Here is a 21,635-nt window from a genome sequence, read left to right as displayed (position 1 = left end):
GACAGGTGCTTAGAATGGAAAAGGAAAGACAGATCGCACGGATGAAGGAGCTGGTGAATCTCCTGAGAGAGGCGGGAAAAGCCTATTATCAGGAGAGCCGGGAGATCATGAGCAATTATGAGTATGACGCACGGTATGATGAGCTTGTGGCTCTGGAGAGGGAAACAGGGATTACTTTATCCAAGAGCCCTACCACACAGGTAGGCTATGAATTGCTGAGTGAGCTTCCCAAGGAGGCACACGAGAGTCCGATGCTGTCTCTGGATAAAACAAAGGACGCGGGAGCGCTGTCTGAATGGCTTGGAGATAAGGATGGACTCCTGTCCTGGAAACTGGATGGACTGACCATTGTACTGACCTACCGGGACGGGCAGCTTGAAAAAGCGGTCACCCGGGGAAACGGGGAAGTGGGAGAAGTCATTACGAATAATGCCCGTGTGTTTGCCAATGTACCTCTAACGATTGCCTGCCGCGGAGAAGTGGTGCTTCGTGGAGAGGCCGTGATCAAATATTCAGATTTTTATAAGATAAATGAAGAGATCGCAGAAGTGGACGCGAAATACAAGAATCCCCGGAACCTCTGCAGCGGAACAGTCCGCCAGCTGAACAACGAGATCACAGCGAAGCGAAATGTAAATTTTTTTGCGTTTTCTTTAGTGAAAGCAGGAGGGGTGGACTTCGGAAACTCCAGGGAGAATCAGTTCCTGTGGCTTTCCGAGCAGGGCTTTGACGTGGTGGAGTACCGGAAGGTCAGCCGGGAAACAGTGGCGGAAACAGTCGCGGATTTTGCCGGCCGGATCGGGGATAACGACTTCCCGTCCGATGGCCTGGTTCTGATTTTTGATGATATAGAATACGGCCGGTCTCTGGGCCGGACCGCGAAATTCCCCCGGGATTCCATTGCGTTTAAGTGGGCGGATGAGATTCAGCCCACTCATCTTTCGTATATTGAATGGAGCGCTTCCAGGACTGGACTGATCAATCCGGTAGCGGTATTTGAACCGGTGGAATTGGAAGGGACCACAGTCAGCAGGGCCAGCGTCCATAACCTGAGCATTATGGAAGCCCTGGAGCTGGGGGCCGGGGATGAGATCACAGTGTATAAGGCCAATATGATCATCCCTCAGATTGCCGACAATCTGACGCGGAGCGGAAGCCTGGAAATACCCAAGGCCTGCCCCGTCTGCGGCGGCGTCACAGAGATACGGCAGGAAAACGACGTGAAATCGCTGTACTGCACGAATCCGGAGTGTCAGGCAAAACGGATCAAGCGTTTTTCTTTGTTTGTGAGCAGGGACGCCATGAATATCGAAGGGCTGTCTGAAGCGACACTGGAGAAATTTGTGGATGCGGGCTTTGTTCGGGAATTTGCGGATCTTTTTTATCTGGACCGCTATAGAGAGCAGATTATTTCCATGGATGGCTTTGGAGAGAAATCCTATGAAAATCTTCAGGCGTCTTTGGAAAAAGCGAGGGACACGACCATGCCCCGTTTTGTCTATGGATTGGGAATCGCCAATATCGGAGTGGCCAACGCAAAGATGCTCTGCAAGGCATTTGACTATGATTTTGACAGGCTCCGCCATGCGGACAGAGAGGAACTGGAGCAGATAGACGGTATCGGCCCCGTGATCGCCGACGGCATGGTATCCTATTTCCAGTCAGAAAAGAACAATGGGGAGGCAGACCGAATGCTTTCGCTGGTGACATTTCATGATGAAGTGGCATCAGCGGAAACACAGATTCTGGCCGGAAAGACGTTTGTCATCACAGGGTCTTTGGAACGTTTTGGAAACCGGAACGAGGCAAAGGCGCTGATTGAATCTCTGGGTGGAAAAGTGACGGGTTCCGTTACGGCCAGAACTGATTACCTCATAAACAATGACAGTTTGTCGGGTTCCTCGAAGAATAAAAAAGCAAAGGAGCTTGGAATTCCCATTATATCGGAAGAGGAATTTCTGAATATGACAGAATAGGAGAGAGACTATGCCCATTAAGATACAAAATGACTTGCCCGCGCGCGCGATACTCGAGACGGAAAATATTTTCATCATGGATGAGAACCGCGCTGTTTCTCAGGACATCCGTCCTCTGCAGATCGTGATCTTGAATTTGATGCCCATAAAAGAGGAAACGGAGACACAGCTTCTCCGTTCCCTTTCCAATACGCCGATCCAACTGGACATTACATTTCTGCATATGTCTACCCACGAGTCTACTCATACCTCTGTGAGCCATCTGAACAAGTTCTATGTGACGTTTGATGCCATCCGTGAGCAGAAATTCGACGGCATGATCATCACAGGGGCTCCGGTAGAGCAGATGGAATTTGAAGAGGTGGATTATTGGCCGGAGCTTGCGAAGATCATGGAGTGGGGAAAAACTCATGTGACCTCTACGGTACATATCTGCTGGGGAGCGCAGGCGGGCCTGTATTATCACTATGGGATCCAGAAACACGAGATGGAAAAAAAGCTGTTCGGTGTCTACGATCACAGGGTACTGGACCGGACGGTCCCGCTGGTGAGAGGATTTGACGATGTGTTCCGCGCGCCTCATTCCAGGTATACTTACGTACGGAAAGAGGATATCGCCGCCTGCCCGGAGCTCATCATATTGGCAGAATCTGACGAGGCAGGCGTGTTCCTGGTGCAGAGCCGGGACGGGCGGCATATCTTTGTCATGGGACATCCCGAATATGACAGGGTCACGCTGGATGGGGAATACCGCCGCGACCGGGGGAAGGGAATGGATACAGCGGTTCCGGTGAATTATTATCCGGAGGATGACCCGGAGGAGAGGCCTCTCCTTACATGGAGGATGCATGCCAATGCCCTTTATACCAACTGGATCAATTTCTATGTGTATCAGGTGACGCCGTATATTTTGTAAATATTGAGAAGATCATGCACCGGCTGAAGTTTACGGCTGTCATGATTTCGGCCCGTATGCGTGGAGCAGCGGGCCGGTATTTTAATAAAATTCTCTATGAATCTTTTCTTGAACCACTTCGTCTAATGTGTGAGCGGGAAGCATTTTTTCCGGATAGCCTACCGCGATAATCGAAAGCACTCCTGCAGAAGCTTTTCCTTTTTTTCTTCTTCTATGGCTCTGTCTTCAAATTTCCGGCAGCTTCTTCTCTTAAGCAATAGATCTAACATAAAATTCCCCTCCAAAGATGAACAGAATCGACTTGGCTTTCTTTAATAGTAATATCTGTTCCTAAAATGTCAAACGGCTTGTATTGGGGCGTAAAAAAAGCCGCCGGCACGCCGGCGGCCCAGTCTGCTTAAGGAGATACGAACAGCCCTATGGAGGGCGGAAAATAGGTGAATAGGAAGAACAAGACCACGATGACCATAAGGAGCAGATTTAGAAACAAAGTATATTTCTTTGACCGGCAGTTTAAGGTTCGTCGGTAAAAAATCAGGAAACCGATCACGACACTTACGAGGAAAACGGCGATATCCAGTATGAGATTGTGGAAGCCCAGGACCCCGCTGTAGGTATAAAAGAGGACCGGTATCAGAAATATACCGGCAAGTATTCCGGAAGGCAGCGCAGAGACGGCGCAGGGCCAGGCAGATTTAAGTCTCGGCAGCGCCAGGAGCAGATATAAGAGCATGGGAAAAAATAAAAGCTTCATATGTTCCCAAGTGGATTCATTCACAGGGGAGATGAGTCCAACGAGGAAATTCTCTCCGCTTGCACCATAGGCGAAATGCAGCAGAGAGCCGAAGACAGATACCAAGAGGATACCGAGAAGCGTATAGTGAAATAATTTTTTGTGTTCAGTATTCATATTCAACTCCTTGATTGATTTGAGATAATAGGTTTCACTAAAGGCGGGAGGCGGAATGTTTATGCCTTGTCACATACAGAAAGAACAGGAAGCAGACAACAAACAGGATTCCGGAGACCAGCAGGTCCAGCAAAGCGGGCATTCCTTCATGGATGGGAAGGGATGCGTGGGCCATGGTAATACCGATGGACAGGAAAACGGCCAGGGCGGGGCGGATGAGCTCATAAAAGGGTGAAAACGGCAGCTCGATTTTTTTTCGAAGAAAGTTCAGGTGAAACATGGTGATGGTGAGCTCGCTGCACAGCAGTCCGTACAGATAAGCGCGTATTCCGAGCCTGGGGATCAGGAACATGACGAAGCAGAGCCGTATGGTCAGACCTATGGCCGTATGGAAGAAGGTGGTCTTTGCGTAGCCCAGGCCGTTGATGATGCTGTTCAACGTTCCGGATACGTAGAGAAACGGACACAGCCACGCCAGGACGGACAGAAAGCTGCCCGCCGTTTCGTTGTGGAAGATGACCGGTCCCACTGAAGGGCCAAAATAAAGGAAGATTCCGGCGAACAGGATTCCGATGTATAGGCTGTATCGTATGGATATCGCGGAGGAATAATTGATGCTCTCGTAGGCCTTCATGGACTGGGCTTCCGCGATATGAGGGAGCAGCATGACCGAAAGAGAATTGGTGATGGCTGTCGGGAACAGGATAAAAGGCAGGGACATTCCTGTCAGGACTCCATACAGGCTCAGGGCGTCGCCGGGGGACAGGCCGAAGCTCCTCAACCGCCCTGGGATCATGATGGCTTCGGCACTCTGCAGAAGGCTGATGACCAGCCGGTTTGCCGTGAGAGGCAGGACCATCAGGACCAGGTTGCGGAATAAAAGGCCATAAGAAGACTGGGAGATATTCCCCTGGACAGAGCTTTTTTTCCGTGACTGTTTGGAAGCATGAAAGGAAAAGGCCAGGAGGCTGGAGAGAAGGGCGCCGGCCTCGCCGGCCAGATGGCCGACTACCGCGTATGCTGCGGTAATGGTCTTTCCCGAGGATTCCGCCATATAAACGACGGCGATCACGGTCATGATACGGACGCACTGTTCAATCAACTGTGCGGCCGCGGGTACCTGCGCTTTGCTGCGCCCATAATAATAACCGCAGATACAGGCGTGTACGGCGCTCATGGGGACCGAGAAGGACAGAATGCGGAGCAGGTTTTCACAGCGGGGCTCTGACAGTACATGGAGGGCCAGAAACGGGGCATACTGATACATGATGGCCGCTGCCGCAAAGGAAAGAGAGAGGGCCAGGATCAGCCCGCAGGCGAGATACCGGCGGCTGTTGCCCTCTCCTTTTTTACCATGTTCAGCTGCTACAAACCGGGATATGGCCGTCTGAATGGATCCGCAGCAGAGGGAAAAGCAGATTCCGTATATGGGATATACCAGCTGGTAGAGTCCCATGGCTTCCGTACTGATTTTATGAGAAAGAAAAATCCGGTAAAAGAAGCCGGCGACCCGTGCGGCGATTCCAGAGGCGGTCAGGAGCAGAGTACCCAGGATCAGCGGGTTTTTTTGTTTCCTTTTTTTCATGGCAGTACCTCAAATGGCGTTGTTACAGTATATTGTGGGAAATGCATAAATAGTCCCATGTAAATATTTCCCAAGCAGTCTTGACAAAAATACCGGGCGGTGGTATAGTGTCAATGAAAATCATAGTATTTTACTGGGAATTTGGAGGCGCAGGATGAAATTGTCAACGAAGGGCCGGTACGGCCTGCGGGCCATGGTGGATCTGGCCGAGACCAGTGAAGACGGGCCGGTGTCGATTCAGACAATTGCAAAACGGCAGGATTTGTCTGATAAATATTTGGAGCAGCTTTTGGGATTGCTCAAGAAGGCAGGACTGGTGAAAAGCGTCCGGGGCACACAGGGAGGATACCAGATCGTGGGCAATATGGAAAGGATTTCCGTGGGCGATATCCTGCGGGCCCTGGAAGGGGATCTGATCCTGGTGGATTGTGCCGGGCTTGAGAGGGATGGCTCGTGCAAGACGGCTAAATTCTGCGTGACAAAATATGTCTGGAAGAAGATCCATGAAAGTCTGGAGGATACGGTAGACCACATTACCCTAAAGGAACTTGTGGAGCAAAGTAAATCCATGCAGGCAGGGACATGGAAAGAGGAATAATATAAGATAAGGAAAGAAGGGTACAGAAAATGGAACAGTTGATTTATTTAGATAATGCGGCTACTACAAAGGTGAATCCGAAGGTACTGGATGCGATGCTCCCGTATTTTTCCGAGAAATTCGGCAACCCGTCTTCCGTGTACGGCTTTGCGTCAGGAAACAAGCAGGCCATTACGGAAGCAAGAGAAACCATTGCGGAGATTTTGGGCGCAGATTCCAGCGAAATATATTTTACCGGCGGCGGTTCGGAAGCTGATAACTGGGCGCTGAAGGCTGCGGCGGACGCTTATGGGGAAAAAGGAAAACATATCATCACGACGAAGATCGAGCACCACGCAATTCTCCATACCGGCGAATATCTGGAGAGCAAAGGCTTCGATGTGACTTATCTGGATGTGGATGAAGACGGCGTGGTGGACATGGAGCAGCTTAAGTCCTCCATAAGACCTGATACCATCCTGATTTCCGTGATGTTCGCGAACAATGAGATCGGCACGATGGAACCGATCGCGGAGATCGGGCGCCTGGCAAAGGAGAAGGGAATCCTGTTTCACACGGATGCGGTGCAGGCATTCGGCCATGTGCCGATAAAGGTAGATGAAATGGGAATCGACATGCTGAGTGCAAGCGGCCATAAGCTCAACGGGCCGAAGGGCGTCGGTTTCCTGTATATCCGGAAAGGTGTAAAGATCCGTTCCTTTATCCATGGAGGCGCCCAGGAGAGGAAGCGCCGCGCCGGCACGGAGAACGTTCCGGGCATCGTGGGCTTGGGAGCTGCGGCCAGGATTTGTGCCGATACGATGGAAGAACGGGACAGGAAAGAATCGGAGCTCAGGGATTACTTGATTGAGCGGGTGATGAAAGAGATTCCTTATACCAGGCTCAACGGGCACCGGACAAAGCGCCTGCCTAACAATGCGAACTTCAGCTTTCAGTTTGTAGAAGGAGAATCCATGCTGATCATGCTCGACATGGCCGGCATCTGCGCTTCCAGCGGTTCTGCGTGTACTTCCGGATCTTTAGATCCTTCCCATGTACTTTTGGCCATTGGACTGCCCCATGAGATCGCCCACGGTTCTCTGAGACTGACTCTGGGTGACGATACTACGAAAGAACAGATTGATTATGTGGTGGAAAAGCTGAAGGAGATTGTGGAAAAGCTGCGTTCCATGTCCCCGTTATATGAAGATTTCATAAACGGAGGGAAAGAAGTGGCGGATCCGAAAACGGAAAAGAAATAGATCAGGAGGAATAGAATAATGTACAGCGAGAAAGTAATGGACCATTTTCAGAACCCCAGAAATGTGGGAGAAATAGAGGATGCCAGTGGAATTGGCACCGTAGGCAATGCCAAATGCGGAGATATCATGCGGATTTATCTGGATGTGGATGAAAATCAGGTGATTCAGGATGTGAAGTTTAAAACCTTCGGCTGCGGAGCCGCCGTGGCCACCAGCAGCATGGCTACGGAGATGGTGAAGGGAAAGACAGTCAATGAGGCTTTAAAGGTGACTAACAGAGCGGTCATGGAAGCACTTGACGGACTGCCTCCGGTTAAGGTACACTGTTCTTTGTTAGCAGAGGAAGCAATCCATGCTGCCCTTTGGGATTATGCGGAGAAGAACCATATAAAGATAGAAGGGCTTTCCAAGCCGAAATCGGATATCAGTGAACACGAAGAGGAAGAAGATTATTGATTCATGGAAAAAAAGAAAGTCGTAGTAGGCATGTCTGGAGGAGTGGATTCCTCTGTGGCGGCCTGCCTGCTTTTGGAGCAGGGATATGAGGTCATAGGCGTGACCATGCAGATCTGGCAGGATGAGGACCGGACAGTCATCGAGGAAAATGGTGGCTGCTGCGGTCTTTCTGCCGTGGACGACGCGCGGAGAGTGGCCGGAATTTTGGGAATCCCGTTTTATGTGATGAACTTTAAGGATGTATTCCGGGAAAAGGTCATGGATTATTTTGTGGATTCTTATGTGCAGGGAAGGACGCCGAATCCGTGCATCGCCTGCAACCGCCATGTGAAATGGGAGGCGCTTCTCAAAAGAAGCCTGGAGATTGGTGCGGATTATATCGCTACAGGCCATTACGCCCGTGTGGAGGCTTTGGAAAATGGAAGGATGGCCGTCCGGAATTCTGTGACGGCGGCGAAGGACCAGACCTATGCCCTTTATAATCTGACCCAGGAGCAGCTTCGGCATACCCTTATGCCGGTGGGAGCATATGCTAAGGGTGATATACGGAGAATGGCGGAAGAAAGGGGGCTTCCCGTGGCCTCCAAGCCGGACAGCCAGGAAATCTGCTTTGTGCCGGATAACGATTACGCGGGATTTATTGAAAGAAACACCAGAGTCCCTCTCAGAGGGGGAAACTATGTGGATAAGGATGGGAATATACTAGGACGCCATAAGGGAATCACGCACTATACGATAGGTCAGAGAAAAGGTTTAAATCTGTCCATGGGCCATCCGGTGTTTGTGACGGAGATCCGGCCGGAGACTGATGAGGTGGTTATTGGGGAGGCAGAGGACGTCTTCACCGATGTGGTATATTGCAGGCAACTGAATTTTATGGCACTGCCGGGCGTGGAGGACGGACAGCTTCTCACGGGAAAAATCCGTTATGCCCATAAAGGTGTGCCATGCAGAGTAAAGAGAATCGGGAGAGATACGCTTGAATGCAGGTTCTCAGAACCGGTGCGGGCAGTTACACCCGGACAGGCCTTGGTGCTGTATGATGGGGAATATGTGGCCGGCGGCGGTACGATCATTCCGGCAAAAGAGATGAACATAGGGCAGAAAGCGTAAAGGTCCGGAATAAAGCAGAAAAATTCAGAGGATGCGTGATATGAGAGGATTCAGGGGAGTTAAGCATATGGGAAATGAAAGAGGAAGAAAAAAGCATGTACTGACAGGAGCTGTGGCAGTCTGCCTGCTCTTGGCACTTGTACTGGCCGGCTGTGGGAACAGGAAGCCGGCTGTGGGGACAACGGCGGAGCAGTCCGGTGAGACGGGTTCCACTGCTTCACCGAGTGCGGAGGCACCTTCGACGATGGCGCCTGTCACGACAGCGGCCACTACCACAGCAGCCACTACGACGGCGGAGGAGATGGAAACGCTTGCTTTTACCGACGTAGACGAGACGGTGTACGCGACGGATACGGTAAATATCCGCAAGGATGCGGATACGGGCGCGGAAGCCGTGGGTAAGCTGCGGACCGGCCAGTCTGTCCGCAGAACCGGTTATAATGAAAAATGGAGCCAAGTGGAATATGAGGGACAGATATACTTTGTGTCTTCGGAGTATCTGACGGTGGAAGAGCCTGCTGCCGTGCCTCCGGCTTCCGGACAGGCCGGTACAGGGATTTATCACGGAGGAAGCGGACCTTTAGTCTGCATTGACCCCGGCCATCAGGCTGTGGGGAACAATGAGAAAGAGCCGGTGGGGCCGGGAGCTTCCGAGATGAAGAAAAAGGTATCCTATGGGACTGCCGGTGCTGCGTCCGGCCTGGATGAATCAGAGCTCAATCTTCAGGTTTCCCTGCAGCTTCGGGATGAACTGCTCTCCAGGGGGTATCAGGTACTGATGGTCAGGGAGACTAATGATGTGGACATCAGCAACGCAGAACGAGCCGCCATCGCCAATGAGGCGGAGGCAGAGGCATTTGTGAGAATCCATGCCAACGGATCAGAGAATACCGGAAAGACAGGTGCCATGACCATCTGTCCGACTCCGGAAAACCCGTATTGCAGCGAGATCTACAGTACGAGCCGATCTTTATCTGACTGCATACTGGATTCCATGACGGCATCCACAGGTTCAGGAAACAATGGAGTGTGGGAGACGGATACCATGAGCGGAATCAACTGGTGCCAGGTGCCCGTGACCATTGTGGAGATGGGATATATGAGTAATCCGGATGAAGATCTGGCGATGGCTTCGGCTTCCTATCAGGTCAAACTAGTGAACGGGATCGCCAATGGAATCGACGCGTATTTTGGACGGTAACAGTTGACATTCCCTTCCTTTGCGGGTAAAATAGTCTAGTATGATTTGGAGACGTATCGAAGTGGTCATAACGAGCTCGACTCGAAATCGAGTTGTCCTCCGGGGCACGTGGGTTCAAATCCCACCGTCTCCGCTTCAGGGCCTCAGCCAAAAGCTGTCAGGCCCTTTTTTCTTGCAATACAAGTGGGGAAATGCTACAATAAATTGATAAAGTGCCCAATTTATTGAGGTTTTTTAATATTTAATAGTCTGTATACGATCCTGGTTTTCGGCTTTATGATACAAGATACTTTTTGGAATCATTTATAATCAGCTCCGATCAAGTTCCGGTTCAGCACCGGCAGAAGTTCCGGACCGTCACGATTTCGGTTCGCTGGCGATGCAGGGGCCGCTTTATCTCCGCTTTGGCAGTACCGCTCACATGTCGACAGGAAATCTTTATGATTTCCCGTCTCCTGTTCGCTCAGAAACGGAATCGGTATTTCCGTTTCTGCCTTCCTCCGCCTGGAGAACTCCGGCCGCTGCCCTGCGGCGCTCACCTTTAGGCCGGCCCGAAATCATTCTGCCGGTTTTCTGTCTGCCGCACCGTTTCAGACATGAGCCATAATCCTGATTCCAGAAAAGAATCGGATATCCGCAGGGCCCGCACGCCTTACGGCGGCGGGCCTCCGTGGCCGCCCCAATGGCTTTCAAAGCAAACTGGAGGTAATTTCGGTGCGGAAAGAGGAGCAGGAGAAAGTCCGCTTCCATCCAGGCGGTCCCTGCATTGCCAGCGAACCGAAATCGTGACGGCCTGGAACTTCTGCCGGTATCTAACCGTGACTTAATCAGAAGTAATTTAAAATGATTTTAAAAAGTATACCCCTCGGGTATCCTCTGGTGGATAGTGCGGCTGAAGCGGTTACTTATAGAATGACTGTAACCGCGTCTTAGTACGAGATTAAAGCAGAACTGAAGGAAGGGAAAATTCGTATAGTGAACCGCGAGATGGGCACCGGGTTAGTTGAGACCGACGAAGCAAAGTTTCTTTATAATTTGATTGTGAATTGAGATTTTGGACGGATGCTTTCCTTGTCTTATTTTACCCGCCGAAAAAGAAAGCAAACCTATCGGCTCATGAGGGCAGCTGCACAGGCACTATTTGCAGGAACGCAAAAAAGAGACCTATACCGCTTTACTCACAAGCGGCAGGATGTATACATACCATATACGCATAGTATAGAAATAGTAGTATACGGTCTGCCAAAACTTCTTAGCATATTAGGATTTTCGGCGGATTTTTCATTTATGAAGCACTGTTTTATATATTGTTAAAAGGACAAATAGAAAATATTGTGAAATCAACACATAGTAGAAAAGGTGTTGTTCAATTTTGAGAATAGGTCTTCTATGATTATATTATCAGTCACGGCTGAAATATATTATTCAGAGGAGAATACACTATGAACACAGACAAGATATACGCAGAAGCAATTGCTAACGAATACGCACCAAAGGACACTTCTAAAGTGATTGCGTTGAAAAAATTGGACAGAAAAGCAAAAAGCAAAGCAAACATCTTTGCTTATACTTTTGGAATTATTATGGCACTTGTGTTTGGTGCAGGGATGTGTCTGTCCATGAAAGTAATCGGGGATGGAAGTGCTTTGATGATGGCTGTCGGGATTATCGTAGGCATTATTGGCATCATTGGCGTAAGCGTCAATTACCCAATTTATAAAAAGCTGCTTGAAAATGGAAAAAAACAGTATGCGTTTGAAATTATGCAGCTTGCAAAAGAAATCAGTGAAAAAGTCGAATGACAAAAAGGGGGGGCGGTAATATATGAATAAATGTGAAAGTAAATACTTCAATACCGCCCTCTGTATGGACGAGGCGCTTATAGCTTTGTTGGAAGTGAAAGATCTGCAGTATATTACAATAAAGGAAATTTGTGAAAAAGCTGGAGTGAACAGGTCTACATTTTATCTGCATTATGAGACAATTGCCGATTTAGTAAATGAAGCAATGGAAAGTGTCGATACACGCTTCCAGTCTTATTTTGCGCAAGACACAAAAACTATCTGGGACAAGATAAATGGCGATGAGTTAAAAGACCTTGTTCTGATTACAGGGGATTATCTGAAACCATATCTCCAGTTTATAAGCGATAACAAAAAGGTTTACCGTGCAGCTTTTAGAAATCCTAACAGTATGCAGGCAAATGAACGTTATGGGAATTTAAAAAAATATGTTCTCCAACCGATTTTGAAAAAATTTAAAGTTCCATCTGCATTTTGGAAATATTATATTGCGTACTACATAGAAGGGATTATGGCTATTATCAAAGAATGGCTGAATCATGATTGTTCGGATACTGTCGAAACAATAGCAGCTATCATAGAAGAATGCGTTAGACCAACAAATGGGACTATAGAAAGTACATATGGAGAATAATTCGATAAGCAAAAAAGTAAAGCCAATGATTGAAAAATGGAAAAAGGATTATACTTTCAAAACGATAGCAAGTTCCATTATTTCTTTTGGCGTCTCTATCCTGTTTGCTTTATATAATGGTTTTTTAGGTATTCATCTTTTGTCAGTATGGCATGGAAGCATTTGTGTATTTTATCTTCTCCTTATTGCAATTCGGGGAATGATTCTGTTAACTGAAAAGAAAAACATAGCAGGTGCCGAACAGGAAAGGGAACACTGCAGGTGCAGAACCTTTGTCATTAGTTCCGTTATGCTTCTGCTGCTAAATCTGGCCTTAATACTTCCTATTTCGTTAATGGTCATTTTAGAAAAGCCAGTAAATATGGGAGTGATTCCTGCAATTACAATGGCAGCTTATACAACTTATAAACTCACAATGGCTTCTGTCCATATTCAGAAACAAAGACACAGCAGACACGGCAATATTCTTATTGGTCAACTTCGGACAATCAACTTTATTGATGCACTGGTTTCCATTCTTACACTTCAAAACACATTGATAATGGTTGAGCAGACGGAATCAAGCGTTGATGATATGTTTATATTGTCTGCTGTTTCAAGTGCGGCGATTTACATTGTTATTTTATTTATAACAATACGTTTACTGATGATAGGATTAAAACGATATAAAAAATAGCGAAAATATTTCTCTCTCGCACAAAATGATTTTGAATCGGTTGAGGAATTAGAAAACGCCGAAAGCGCGCAAAAACATAGTGTTTATGCGGGTTTTCGGCGTTTCCTTTGTCGCTCATGCTGTCAAGCAGAGTATCAAGCTGCCGCCTTTGCATCCATTTCTCATCTGTTTTATCCGGGAAAAAGAATTGGTCTGCGAATATTTTCCGTATGGTAACGAATTTCTTTACCGATGTTGTTTTTCAAGCGTATGCTTGGTATAATGGTTAAAGAATGTTAACGAAAGGATTTGAGGATATGACACGGAAGCGGGTAATGATAAATACTGAAAAATGTATTGGATGTGGTATGTGCGGTAACGTTTGTGTGGCACATAACCTTGAAATAAGGAATAAGAAAGCAGCTACGATTATGGATAGCTGCATATTGTGCGGACAATGCTCGGCAGTCTGTCCCCAAAAAGCAATTTTGATGATTGACTGCGGCGACGGTCAAGTGGAAAAGACAGAAGAGAATCGCCTTAATCCAAATGATGTATTGAATACAATTCGCTTTAGAAGAAGTATCCGCAATTTTAAGGAAACAGAGATTTCAAAGGATATTATAGAGCAGATTTTAGAAGCAGGCAGACTTACCCATACGGCAAAGAATATGCAGGATGTTTCTTTTATTGTGCTTGATAAAGAGAAAAAGCGTATCGAGACAATGGCTGTTAAGGTGTTCAGAACAGTCAAGCCGATTGTAGATTTATTCAGCCCGTTGGCAAGGAACAATAAAATCAACGACAGCTTCTTCTTTTTCAATGCACCTATTGTAATTGTTATCATGGCAAAGGATAAAACAAACGGCATTCTTGCGGCTCAAAATATGGAGTATGTAGCAGAAGCAAACGGCTTAGGCGTACTATACAGCGGCTTTTTCACAATGGCGGCGAATGCTTCAAGGAAAATAAAAAAAGCAATCAGTATTCCAAAGGGGAAAAAGGCTGCTATGACTTTGGTACTTGGCTATCCGAATGTAAATTTCCTTCGTTCAACACCCCATAAAAAATTGAATGTCAGATATATGTAGGGGGCTTTGAAATGGAAAAAGAATGTAAAGAGAACCTGAAATATATTACAAACGGATTCCGGAAATGCAGAAATGCGTTTACTGCAATCGGAGATGAAACAAGGCAGTTAATACTGTTGGTTTTGCTTGAAAGTGATTTATCAGGTATCCGAGTTGGAGAAATTGCGGAAAAGACACATCTTACACGACCTTCCGTTTCTCATCATCTTCAGATTTTAAAAGAGGCCGGTATTGTTGCAATGCGCCGTGAAGGAACGAAAAACTATTACTACGTAAGCACGGACGAAACACAATGGAAGGATATTGCCTGTTTGGTTAATCGGGTATATGAAAGTGTACAACATATCAGTTCACAATCGCAGGGAGTAGATAAGTTTTGATTTTATATTTTTCAGGAACAGGAAACAGTGAATACACCGCCCGGAGAATTGGCAAAGAGATTGATGATGAGGTAACCAATCTTTTTGATAAAATCAGAAACATGGATTATTCAGAAATGAAATCAGAACGTCCGTGGGTGATCGTTGTTCCGACCTATGCTTGGAGAATACCGCGCATCGTCAGCGACTGGCTGGAAAAAACAAACTTTTCCGGAAAAAAGGAGGTTTATTTTGTTATGACCTGCGGAGGGAGCATTGGAAACGCAGGTCATTATCTTAAAAAGCTCTGTGCGGAAAAGAATATGAATTACTGCGGCTGTGCTGAGATCGTTATGCCTGAAAACTATATTGCATTGTTCTCCACGCCGACCGAGGATGAGGCATTACAGATTATTGAGCAAGCCGAAAGCGTAATAGACAGTACAGCACTTCATATCAAAAATGGAGATAAGCTGCCCAATCGCGAAATTTCTTTCGGAGATAAAATGAACAGCGGAATGATAAACGCCCTTTTCTATCCGATGTTCGTTCATGCAAAAAAGTTCTACGCCACTGACCACTGTATTTCCTGCGGCAAATGCGTCAATGTATGTCCGCTGAAAAATGTTAGTATTGAAAATGGAAAACCAAAGTGGGGCGATAATTGTACGCACTGTATGGCTTGTATCTGTACATGTCCGAAAGAAGCGATTGAATATGGAAAACACAGTAAGGGATTACCCCGTTACAATTGCTTAAAATAAGTGAATTAAATATATACATGCACACAAAACTGCTGCCTGATGGCAGGCTTGTAAGCTATCAAATCATTTAATACTTTTTGAATAATAAGTTAGAAATCTATTAAAAAAGCTGATATAATCGGTAATTGCTTCTCCGGAATGATCTCCCATATAAATACCGAAATAGTCGCGATTTTCTATATCCCCTGTGTATCTGCCGGGAGCGTCTCCCAGCTTCGTCATGCGCAAACATTGCTTGCATACTACTATTCCGGTACATTTTATAATATGGTAATTCATTTGTTGGAGGACGGTGCAAAAATGGTGCTCTGTCTTACTAATCCAGCTTGTACGGTGATATGGCAAAATAAATGATGATCCGTTCTATCTGATCTGTGAACACCTTGCTTTCCCAGCCCTTGAAAATCCCTCCTGTGTCTTTATCATCAGATTTCTGGCCTGATTGACAGTCATAAATCGTTCCAAAGTATCCCTGCGGATAATCGCTGTTCTGCCGGTTAGGGATTTTATGTGATATTTTTCTTGACTTTGAGTGTACTCCAGGGTGTATGGTTGTTTTGAAGGTGGAATATCAGAAGGAATGGAAGTGTTATGAAAGGAGAATGAGGATATGATTTATAAGACTTTTCAGGATATGCGTCTGTCTGCTTTGGGGTTGGGAGCCATGCGCCTGCCGGTAACGGATGGGGAATACGCAGTAATAGACGAAGCAGAGACCGGAAGGATGGTCGCCTATGCCATGGAACACGGAATTAATTATTACGATACGGCTTGGGGGTATCATGACGGCTGTTCTGAGGTTGTCCTGGGTAAAGCACTGAGCCGGTATCCCAGGGAAAGCTTTTTTCTTGCGGACAAATTTCCGGGATATGACCTTTCCAATATGGACAAAGCGGAGATGATCTTTGAAGAGCAGTTAAAGCGGTGCGGAGTGGAATATTTCGATTTTTATCTGTTCCATAATGTCTGCGAGATGAACATTGATGCGTATCTGGATAAAAAATACGGTATTTTTGAATATCTGATGAGACAAAAGCAGTCGGGACGGATCCATCACCTGGGCTTTTCCGCTCATGGAAGCTATGGGGTGATGAAGCGTTTTCTGGAAGCTTACGGAGAACAGATGGAGTTTTGCCAGATCCAGCTCAATTATCTGGACTGGAGCTTTCAGGATGCAGAGAAAAAGGCAGAGCTTTTGGAAGAATATCAGATTCCCGTGTGGGTGATGGAACCACTTCGGGGTGGGAAGCTGGCCGCGCTTTCCAGGGAAGACACGAAGAGACTCAAACAGCTCCGCGCCGACGAAGAGACGCCGGCATGGGCATTCCGGTTTCTGCAGTCGATTCCAAGTGTCACTGTGACGTTATCAGGCATGTCAAATCTGAAACAGCTGCAGGACAATATCCGGACATTTGAAACGGAAAGGCCGCTTGACCGTCAGGAATTTGATACGCTGATGGAAATTGCGGACGGCATGGTGAAGAAGAGCATACTGCCTTGTACGGGATGCCGCTATTGTACCAGTCATTGTCCGCAGCAGCTGGATATCCCTTCTCTTTTGTCTTTATATAACGAGCATCGTTTTACAGAAGGCGGATTTATTGCGCCGATGGTCCTGATGGCAGTATCGGAGGAAAAACGTCCGGATGCCTGTATCGGGTGCAGGAGCTGTGAGGCAGTATGTCCTCAGCAGATTAAAATTTCAGAAGCAATGTCTGATTTTAACAGGAGGCTGAGAGCCTGACGCGGCTCTCAGTCTATCGCGCCATCTAGTAAAGTATAGATGCCGGCCGCCTTTTCCAAAACAGGAAGTCCGCCTGTGGGAAAAGGCGGCTTTTGTTTCCAATAAGAATGTGGCTGAAAGCATTACGTCTTCTCACTTGCATGGTTTATCGATTAACACAAAATTATTAATGTTTATCGATAAAAATATATTGACATACATTAAGAATGGTGCTATGATGACATTATCAAGGCGCGAAGCGCCGGAAAATAATAGAGGAGGAAGATATGAGTCAATTGAATAAGATTGCTTTGGTGGTGTCAAAGGTTTTGGAGGTGCTTCATTGGATAGGGACGGTGGCCGCTGCAGGACTGCTGATATGTACGGCTGCGGCAGGAGACTGGATTGGCGGCATTCTTACGAAAGAGGCGCCGGAGCTTGGAAAATATCTTTGTGTTTACGGCTTTGAGATGACGGCGGTCGGTGCAGACGGAAATGTCCGTTATGCCGCAGTCATTCTGTTTTCCATTGGGGCAGTCTTGATCCTGTCTTTGATGGCGATGGTATTCCGGAATATCTATCTGATCTTTAAAACAGCTAAGGGGAAAACATGGTTTTCCAAGGGCAGCACTCCTTTCCAGAAGGACATCACGCGTATGGTGAGGGAGATCGGGATTTTTTATATAGCCGTCCCGGCAGCAGGACTGATCATGAGCAGCATTTCCAGGCTTGTGCTCGGCGTAGAATTTGCGGAGATCAGCGTGAATCTGGAAGGTTTTATCACAGGTATTCTGATCCTCTGCCTTTCTCAGATATTCGCGTATGGAGCACAGCTTCAGAATGACGTAGACGGACTTTTATAAGGAGGCTGGTCATGGGAAAGATCGTACTGCGGCTGGACCGCATGATGGTAGAACGGAAGATTTCTTTAAATGAGCTTGCTGAGGGAGTCGGCATCTCTAATGTGAATCTTTCCAAAATAAAAAACAATAAGGTGACGGCAATCCGCTTTTCTACTCTGGCCGCCATATGTGAGGTTCTGGACTGTGATGCCGGAGATATCTTAGAGTATCAAAAGGATTGACCGGTTGATATTATGCCGCCGAACGGTTATGATAAAAGCAGCGTTTAATGTATAAAGACGCTGGGAGGTGGCAGAAATAAAAAGAATACTGATCATTGACGATGATGTGTATATAGGCGATATGTTAGAAGAAACACTTGCGAAAGAAGGCTATGGCGTCCTGCGCGCCTATTCCGGCACGGAAGCGTTTCTGATTTTGAAGTCATGCCTTCCGGACCTGGTGCTGCTGGATCTGATGCTGCCAGGTCTTAAGGGAGAAGAGGTCCTGGCCAGGATATCCGGTATCCCTGTTATCGTAGTCAGCGCCAGGGCAGATGTGGGAGACAAAGTCCAGCTGCTGCTTGGCGGAGCGGTGGATTATATTACAAAGCCGTTCTATATGGAGGAGCTTCTCGCCAGGATCGCGGTACAGCTTCGCGGCGGCCTTGGTATAGGGAAAGCTCCTCTGCTGGCCTGCGGAGATCTGGTCATGGATACCTCTTCGCACTCTGTCCGTGCGGGGGAGATTCCCGTAAGACTTACAAAAACGGAATATGCGATTCTCCGGCAGCTCATGCAGAACAGCTCCCAAGTGGTCACAAAGTCCCAGATATTGGAGCTCATCAGCCAGGATACGCCGGACTGTATGGAAAGTTCCTTGAAGGTCCACGTCAGCAATCTGCGGAGAAAGCTGCGGGAGGCCAGCGGAAAAGATTATATTGAAGCGGTCTGGGGCATCGGGTTTAAGCTGAGGGAGGAGTGAATCTTTACGTTTTCTTAACTAATGTCTTAACCGGTTCCTTAACCATATCGTGCTAAGCTTGGGTCAGTCAAATAAAGGAGGCATTGATATGGAATATGTACTGCGTACAGATGGACTGACGAAACAGTACCGGGGCTTTAAGGCCCTGAATGATTTGAACATGCATATCCCAAAGGGAGCCATTTATGGCTTTGTGGGCAAAAACGGAGCCGGAAAGACGACCTTGATCCGGCTGATCTGCGGTCTTCAAGTGCCTACAAGGGGCGAGTATTATCTGTATGGGAAGAAAAACACGGAAAAAGAAATAGCAGCATCGAGACGGCGTATGGGTGCCGTTGTCGAGATGCCGTCCGTTTATTTAGATATGACGGCGGAAGAGAATCTCAGGGAACAGTTCCGGATTATTGGACTTCCGTCCTTCGACGGCATCCCACAGCTTCTTAAGCTGGTAGGCCTTTCGGACACCGGAAAGAAAAAGGCCAAGAATTTTTCTCTGGGTATGCGCCAGCGTCTGGGAATCGCCGTTGCTTTGGCCGGGGATCCGGATTTTCTGGTATTAGACGAGCCGGTGAACGGCCTTGATCCCCAGGGGATCATTGAAACCCGAGAATTGATTCTGCGGCTGAACCGTGAACAGGGGATCACAGTACTGATATCCAGCCATAATTTAGACGAACTTTCCAGATTGGCTACTCATTATGGTTTCATCCACAGGGGCGGCATGGTAAAAGAAATCGGCGCAAAAGAGCTGGAGGAGGCCTGCAGGAAATGTGTGCGTCTGGCTGTTTCCGATATCGGGGTTCTGGCCCGCGTACTGGATGGAATGAACATGGAATACAGTATCGTCTCAGAGGAAGAAGCTGATATCTATGGGGATCTGAACCTATCCAAGACGGTTCTGGCGCTCGCGGAGAATGGCTGCGAAGTGACCGCCATACACGAGCGGGATGAAAGTCTGGAAAGCTATTATGTCAGCCTGGTAGGGGGTGAAGAGCATGAGTAGGTTATTATCTGCGAATTTCGCGCGGCTTAAACGGGATAAAGTGTTCTGGATCGGGCTTATCGTTATGTTCGGATCCGGCGCTTTCAGCGCCGTGAGCAGTCATATGAGGGGGCTGGAGACGGGATACTCGATACCGCTCGATCATATATTTTTCACCTACACGGTTTTCACGGGGCTCCTTTCCGCGGCCTTCTGCAGCCTGTTCCTGGGCACAGAATACAGCGATGGGACAGTCCGGAACAAGCTTGTGGTCGGCCATGGCAGAAGTTCAATCTATCTTTCAAACCTGATCGTGAATTCCGCAGCCTGTCTGTCTATGGATATTTTTTATCTTTTGGCGGTCAGTGCGTTTGGGATTCCTCTTCTGGGATTCTTTGAGAAGGGAATAAAGCCTGTGGCGGCATTTTTGGGGTGTGCCGTTTTGATGAGTCTTGCTTTTACAGCTGTTTTCACCTTGCTTGGGATGCTGATCCAGAACAGGGCCGTTGTCTCCGTCGTGAGTATCATCGGAGTTGTCCTTCTGCTTTTTGCCGCCGCTTATATCAGGGCAAGGCTTGAAGAGCCGGAGCAATACGACAGCTATACGTATATGAGCGTCAGCGGAGAGCTTGTGACGGATGAACCGGAACCGAATCCGAACTATCTGAAAGGGACAAAACGGGATATTTACGAGTTTGCCCTGGATTTTCTTCCGACAGGCCAGGCTCTGCAGATTTCCGGCATGACAGCCCTGCATCTGTGGCAGATGCCGCTTTACTCTGTCATTATCATGATTCTTACAACGGCGGGCGGCCTGATCGTGTTCAGACGGGTGGATATAAAGTAGAGGAGGGCAGACAATGCTCTGGCTTTTGTTACTGTGCGTGGCTCTTATAATATTGGTTTTCGTGCTTCTGATCAAAATAATACTGCTCCGCAGAGCAGTGGATGAGATCCGCACAGGATTCCAGGAACGGCTGGAGCAGGATACCAATACCATGATCGCGGTCTCCAGCGGCGACCGCCGTATCCGCAGGCTGGCTGCGGAGATCAATGTACAGCTCCGGCTTTTGCGAAAGGAGCGAAGACGTTTGCAAAACGGCGATCTGGAGATACGGGAAGCAGTCATGAATATTTCCCATGATCTGCGTACTCCGCTTACCGCTGTCTGCGGCTATCTGGATTTATTAAAGAGGGAAGAAAAGTCAGAAGCGGCGAAACGGTATCTGAAGGCAATCGAAAACCGGACGGAAGCTTTAAAGCAGCTGATGGAAGAGCTTTTCCGCTACTCCTTCACCACGTCAGCGCCGGACGGTGAAAATGAGGAAGTGGATTTGAATCGCGTTCTGGAGGAAAGCATTTCAGCTTATTATGCTTCTCTTAAAGGGGCCGGGATAGAGCCGGAGATTGCCATGCCGGAAAAGAAAATATGGAGGAGGCTTGACAAGAGGGCGCTGTCCCGTATTTTTGAAAATATCATTGGCAATGCCATTAAGTACAGCGACGGAGATTTGAATATCACTCTGTCGGAAAACGGAGAGATCGTATTTTCAAACAGCGCTTCCAGTCTGGATGAAATTCAGACTGGAAAGCTGTTTGACCGCTTTTATACGGTAGAGTCGGCGAGAAAGTCGACGGGGCTGGGACTTTCTATTGCAAAAGCGCTTACGGAACAGATGGGAGGGGAGATTACCGCGAAGTACCATGACGGACGGATCTTTATCCGGGTTCTGTTCGCTCCATGACAAAAATCGTCGAGAGTTTTTTTCTTTGATCTGATAGTATGAAGCAGTGGGGAGGTGA

At 47.6% G+C, this 21,635-nt stretch carries 23 protein-coding genes and 1 tRNA gene; 21 read left to right on the top strand and 3 right to left on the bottom strand.

Features of this window, described 5'->3' with window-relative positions:
• Positions 1–14: 14 nt before the first annotated feature.
• A complete protein-coding gene (gene ligA / locus LQE92_RS02740) occupies positions 15–1,976 on the top strand; it encodes an NAD-dependent DNA ligase LigA (RefSeq protein WP_231061470.1) in 1,962 nt (653 codons plus the stop codon).
• Positions 1,977–1,986: 10 nt separating this feature from the next.
• Positions 1,987–2,892: a homoserine O-acetyltransferase MetA gene (gene metA, locus LQE92_RS02735; protein ID WP_231061469.1), complete on the top strand. Its 906-nt coding sequence runs from the start codon at positions 1,987–1,989 to the stop codon at positions 2,890–2,892.
• A 397-nt stretch (positions 2,893–3,289) separates the two neighbouring features.
• On the opposite strand, the gene LQE92_RS02730 is transcribed toward metA, so the two are convergent.
• Together LQE92_RS02730 and LQE92_RS02725 are read right to left on the bottom strand one after the other, a co-directional pair.
• Entirely contained in the window at positions 3,290–3,802 is a 513-nt protein-coding gene (locus LQE92_RS02730) for a DUF6512 family protein (RefSeq protein ID WP_231061468.1), read from the bottom strand.
• Positions 3,803–3,839: 37 nt separating this feature from the next.
• The gene (locus tag LQE92_RS02725; RefSeq protein WP_231061467.1) at positions 3,840–5,387 is read right to left on the bottom strand and encodes a putative polysaccharide biosynthesis protein; all 1,548 of its coding nucleotides are present in this window, start codon (positions 5,385–5,387) and stop codon (positions 3,840–3,842) included.
• 154 nt (positions 5,388–5,541) lie between these two features.
• Here LQE92_RS02725 and LQE92_RS02720 point away from each other — a divergent pair, with 154 nt between their 5' ends.
• From LQE92_RS02720 to LQE92_RS02695, 6 genes are all read left to right on the top strand, one after another.
• The gene (locus tag LQE92_RS02720; protein WP_231061466.1) at positions 5,542–5,985 is read left to right on the top strand and encodes an RrF2 family transcriptional regulator; all 444 of its coding nucleotides are present in this window, start codon (positions 5,542–5,544) and stop codon (positions 5,983–5,985) included.
• Between the two features lie 29 nt (positions 5,986–6,014).
• A complete protein-coding gene (gene nifS, locus LQE92_RS02715) occupies positions 6,015–7,226 on the top strand; it encodes a cysteine desulfurase NifS (RefSeq protein WP_231061465.1) in 1,212 nt (403 codons plus the stop codon).
• An 18-nt stretch (positions 7,227–7,244) separates the two neighbouring features.
• Positions 7,245–7,682 (top strand): Fe-S cluster assembly scaffold protein NifU, encoded by a 438-nt coding sequence (gene nifU / locus LQE92_RS02710; protein WP_231061464.1) that lies wholly within the window; start codon positions 7,245–7,247, stop codon positions 7,680–7,682.
• A gap of 3 nt (positions 7,683–7,685) precedes the next feature.
• Complete coding sequence (gene mnmA, locus LQE92_RS02705) at positions 7,686–8,795, top strand: tRNA 2-thiouridine(34) synthase MnmA (RefSeq protein ID WP_231061463.1); 1,110 nt, start codon at positions 7,686–7,688, stop codon at positions 8,793–8,795.
• A 67-nt stretch (positions 8,796–8,862) separates the two neighbouring features.
• On the top strand, positions 8,863–9,996 hold the full coding sequence (locus LQE92_RS02700; protein ID WP_231061462.1) for an N-acetylmuramoyl-L-alanine amidase: 1,134 nt from the start codon (positions 8,863–8,865) through the stop codon (positions 9,994–9,996).
• Positions 9,997–10,043: 47 nt separating this feature from the next.
• Positions 10,044–10,129 (top strand) — tRNA-Ser (locus LQE92_RS02695).
• 166 nt (positions 10,130–10,295) lie between these two features.
• Here the strand turns inward: LQE92_RS02695 and LQE92_RS02690 are convergent.
• Entirely contained in the window at positions 10,296–10,535 is a 240-nt protein-coding gene (locus tag LQE92_RS02690; protein ID WP_231061461.1) for a hypothetical protein, read from the bottom strand.
• Between the two features lie 903 nt (positions 10,536–11,438).
• On the opposite strand from LQE92_RS02690, the gene LQE92_RS02685 reads away from it, so the two are divergent.
• The 13 genes from LQE92_RS02685 (at position 11,439) to LQE92_RS02625 (ending at position 21,577) form a co-directional block, all read left to right on the top strand.
• A complete protein-coding gene (locus LQE92_RS02685) occupies positions 11,439–11,798 on the top strand; it encodes a dihydropteridine reductase (protein ID WP_231061460.1) in 360 nt (119 codons plus the stop codon).
• 22 nt (positions 11,799–11,820) lie between these two features.
• Positions 11,821–12,432, top strand: coding sequence for a TetR/AcrR family transcriptional regulator (locus tag LQE92_RS02680; protein WP_231061459.1), 612 nt, complete (start codon positions 11,821–11,823; stop codon positions 12,430–12,432).
• Positions 12,422–13,108, top strand: coding sequence for a hypothetical protein (locus LQE92_RS02675; RefSeq protein ID WP_231061458.1), 687 nt, complete (start codon positions 12,422–12,424; stop codon positions 13,106–13,108). Before LQE92_RS02680 ends, LQE92_RS02675 begins: the two co-directional genes overlap by 11 nt.
• 296 nt (positions 13,109–13,404) lie before the next feature.
• Positions 13,405–14,178, top strand: a complete 774-nt coding sequence (locus LQE92_RS02670) for a nitroreductase family protein (protein ID WP_231061457.1) — start codon at positions 13,405–13,407, stop codon at positions 14,176–14,178.
• Between the two features lie 11 nt (positions 14,179–14,189).
• Positions 14,190–14,558, top strand: a complete 369-nt coding sequence (locus LQE92_RS02665; RefSeq protein WP_231061456.1) for an ArsR/SmtB family transcription factor — start codon at positions 14,190–14,192, stop codon at positions 14,556–14,558.
• Positions 14,555–15,301, top strand: a complete 747-nt coding sequence (locus LQE92_RS02660) for an EFR1 family ferrodoxin (RefSeq protein ID WP_231061455.1) — start codon at positions 14,555–14,557, stop codon at positions 15,299–15,301. Before LQE92_RS02665 ends, LQE92_RS02660 begins: the two co-directional genes overlap by 4 nt.
• A 610-nt stretch (positions 15,302–15,911) precedes the next feature.
• Positions 15,912–17,045 (top strand): aldo/keto reductase, encoded by a 1,134-nt coding sequence (locus tag LQE92_RS02655; protein WP_231061454.1) that lies wholly within the window; start codon positions 15,912–15,914, stop codon positions 17,043–17,045.
• Positions 17,046–17,311: 266 nt separating this feature from the next.
• Positions 17,312–17,887 carry a hypothetical protein gene (locus LQE92_RS02650; protein ID WP_231061453.1) on the top strand — a complete coding sequence of 192 codons (576 nt, stop codon included), beginning with the start codon at positions 17,312–17,314 and terminating at the stop codon, positions 17,885–17,887.
• A gap of 11 nt (positions 17,888–17,898) precedes the next feature.
• The gene (locus tag LQE92_RS02645) at positions 17,899–18,108 is read left to right on the top strand and encodes a helix-turn-helix domain-containing protein (RefSeq protein ID WP_231061452.1); all 210 of its coding nucleotides are present in this window, start codon (positions 17,899–17,901) and stop codon (positions 18,106–18,108) included.
• Between the two features lie 76 nt (positions 18,109–18,184).
• A complete protein-coding gene (locus LQE92_RS02640; protein ID WP_231061868.1) occupies positions 18,185–18,850 on the top strand; it encodes a response regulator transcription factor in 666 nt (221 codons plus the stop codon).
• Between the two features lie 88 nt (positions 18,851–18,938).
• Complete coding sequence (locus LQE92_RS02635; protein WP_231061451.1) at positions 18,939–19,853, top strand: ABC transporter ATP-binding protein; 915 nt, start codon at positions 18,939–18,941, stop codon at positions 19,851–19,853.
• Positions 19,846–20,679: an ABC transporter permease subunit gene (locus LQE92_RS02630; RefSeq protein ID WP_231061450.1), complete on the top strand. Its 834-nt coding sequence runs from the start codon at positions 19,846–19,848 to the stop codon at positions 20,677–20,679. Before LQE92_RS02635 ends, LQE92_RS02630 begins: the two co-directional genes overlap by 8 nt.
• A 13-nt stretch (positions 20,680–20,692) precedes the next feature.
• Positions 20,693–21,577 (top strand): sensor histidine kinase, encoded by an 885-nt coding sequence (locus tag LQE92_RS02625; RefSeq protein WP_231061449.1) that lies wholly within the window; start codon positions 20,693–20,695, stop codon positions 21,575–21,577.
• Positions 21,578–21,635: the final 58 nt, after the last annotated feature.

It is taken from the genome of Lientehia hominis (assembly GCF_021044755.1).
Classification (GTDB): domain Bacteria; phylum Bacillota; class Clostridia; order Lachnospirales; family Lachnospiraceae; genus Lientehia; species Lientehia hominis.
This window is presented reverse-complemented; position numbering and strand designations above follow the sequence as displayed.

Excerpts from the sequence above, each read along its gene's own strand:
- LQE92_RS02625 (WP_231061449.1), top strand. The coding sequence starts at position 20,693 with ATGCTCTGGCTTTTGTTACTGTGCGTGGCTCTTATAATATTGGTTTTC.
- nifS (WP_231061465.1), top strand. The coding sequence starts at position 6,015 with ATGGAACAGTTGATTTATTTAGATAATGCGGCTACTACAAAGGTGAAT.
- LQE92_RS02665 (WP_231061456.1), top strand. The coding sequence starts at position 14,190 with ATGGAAAAAGAATGTAAAGAGAACCTGAAATATATTACAAACGGATTC.
- LQE92_RS02700 (WP_231061462.1), top strand. The coding sequence starts at position 8,863 with ATGGGAAATGAAAGAGGAAGAAAAAAGCATGTACTGACAGGAGCTGTG.
- LQE92_RS02685 (WP_231061460.1), top strand. The coding sequence starts at position 11,439 with ATGAACACAGACAAGATATACGCAGAAGCAATTGCTAACGAATACGCA.
- LQE92_RS02670 (WP_231061457.1), top strand. The coding sequence starts at position 13,405 with ATGACACGGAAGCGGGTAATGATAAATACTGAAAAATGTATTGGATGT.
- LQE92_RS02635 (WP_231061451.1), top strand. The coding sequence starts at position 18,939 with ATGGAATATGTACTGCGTACAGATGGACTGACGAAACAGTACCGGGGC.
- LQE92_RS02655 (WP_231061454.1), top strand. The coding sequence starts at position 15,912 with ATGATTTATAAGACTTTTCAGGATATGCGTCTGTCTGCTTTGGGGTTG.
- LQE92_RS02675 (WP_231061458.1), top strand. The coding sequence starts at position 12,422 with ATGGAGAATAATTCGATAAGCAAAAAAGTAAAGCCAATGATTGAAAAA.
- LQE92_RS02725 (WP_231061467.1), bottom strand. The coding sequence starts at position 5,387 with ATGAAAAAAAGGAAACAAAAAAACCCGCTGATCCTGGGTACTCTGCTC.
- LQE92_RS02730 (WP_231061468.1), bottom strand. The coding sequence starts at position 3,802 with ATGAATACTGAACACAAAAAATTATTTCACTATACGCTTCTCGGTATC.
- LQE92_RS02650 (WP_231061453.1), top strand. The coding sequence starts at position 17,312 with ATGAGTCAATTGAATAAGATTGCTTTGGTGGTGTCAAAGGTTTTGGAG.
- nifU (WP_231061464.1), top strand. The coding sequence starts at position 7,245 with ATGTACAGCGAGAAAGTAATGGACCATTTTCAGAACCCCAGAAATGTG.
- LQE92_RS02680 (WP_231061459.1), top strand. The coding sequence starts at position 11,821 with ATGAATAAATGTGAAAGTAAATACTTCAATACCGCCCTCTGTATGGAC.
- metA (WP_231061469.1), top strand. The coding sequence starts at position 1,987 with ATGCCCATTAAGATACAAAATGACTTGCCCGCGCGCGCGATACTCGAG.
- mnmA (WP_231061463.1), top strand. The coding sequence starts at position 7,686 with ATGGAAAAAAAGAAAGTCGTAGTAGGCATGTCTGGAGGAGTGGATTCC.
- LQE92_RS02720 (WP_231061466.1), top strand. The coding sequence starts at position 5,542 with ATGAAATTGTCAACGAAGGGCCGGTACGGCCTGCGGGCCATGGTGGAT.
- LQE92_RS02645 (WP_231061452.1), top strand. The coding sequence starts at position 17,899 with ATGGGAAAGATCGTACTGCGGCTGGACCGCATGATGGTAGAACGGAAG.
- LQE92_RS02630 (WP_231061450.1), top strand. The coding sequence starts at position 19,846 with ATGAGTAGGTTATTATCTGCGAATTTCGCGCGGCTTAAACGGGATAAA.
- ligA (WP_231061470.1), top strand. The coding sequence starts at position 15 with ATGGAAAAGGAAAGACAGATCGCACGGATGAAGGAGCTGGTGAATCTC.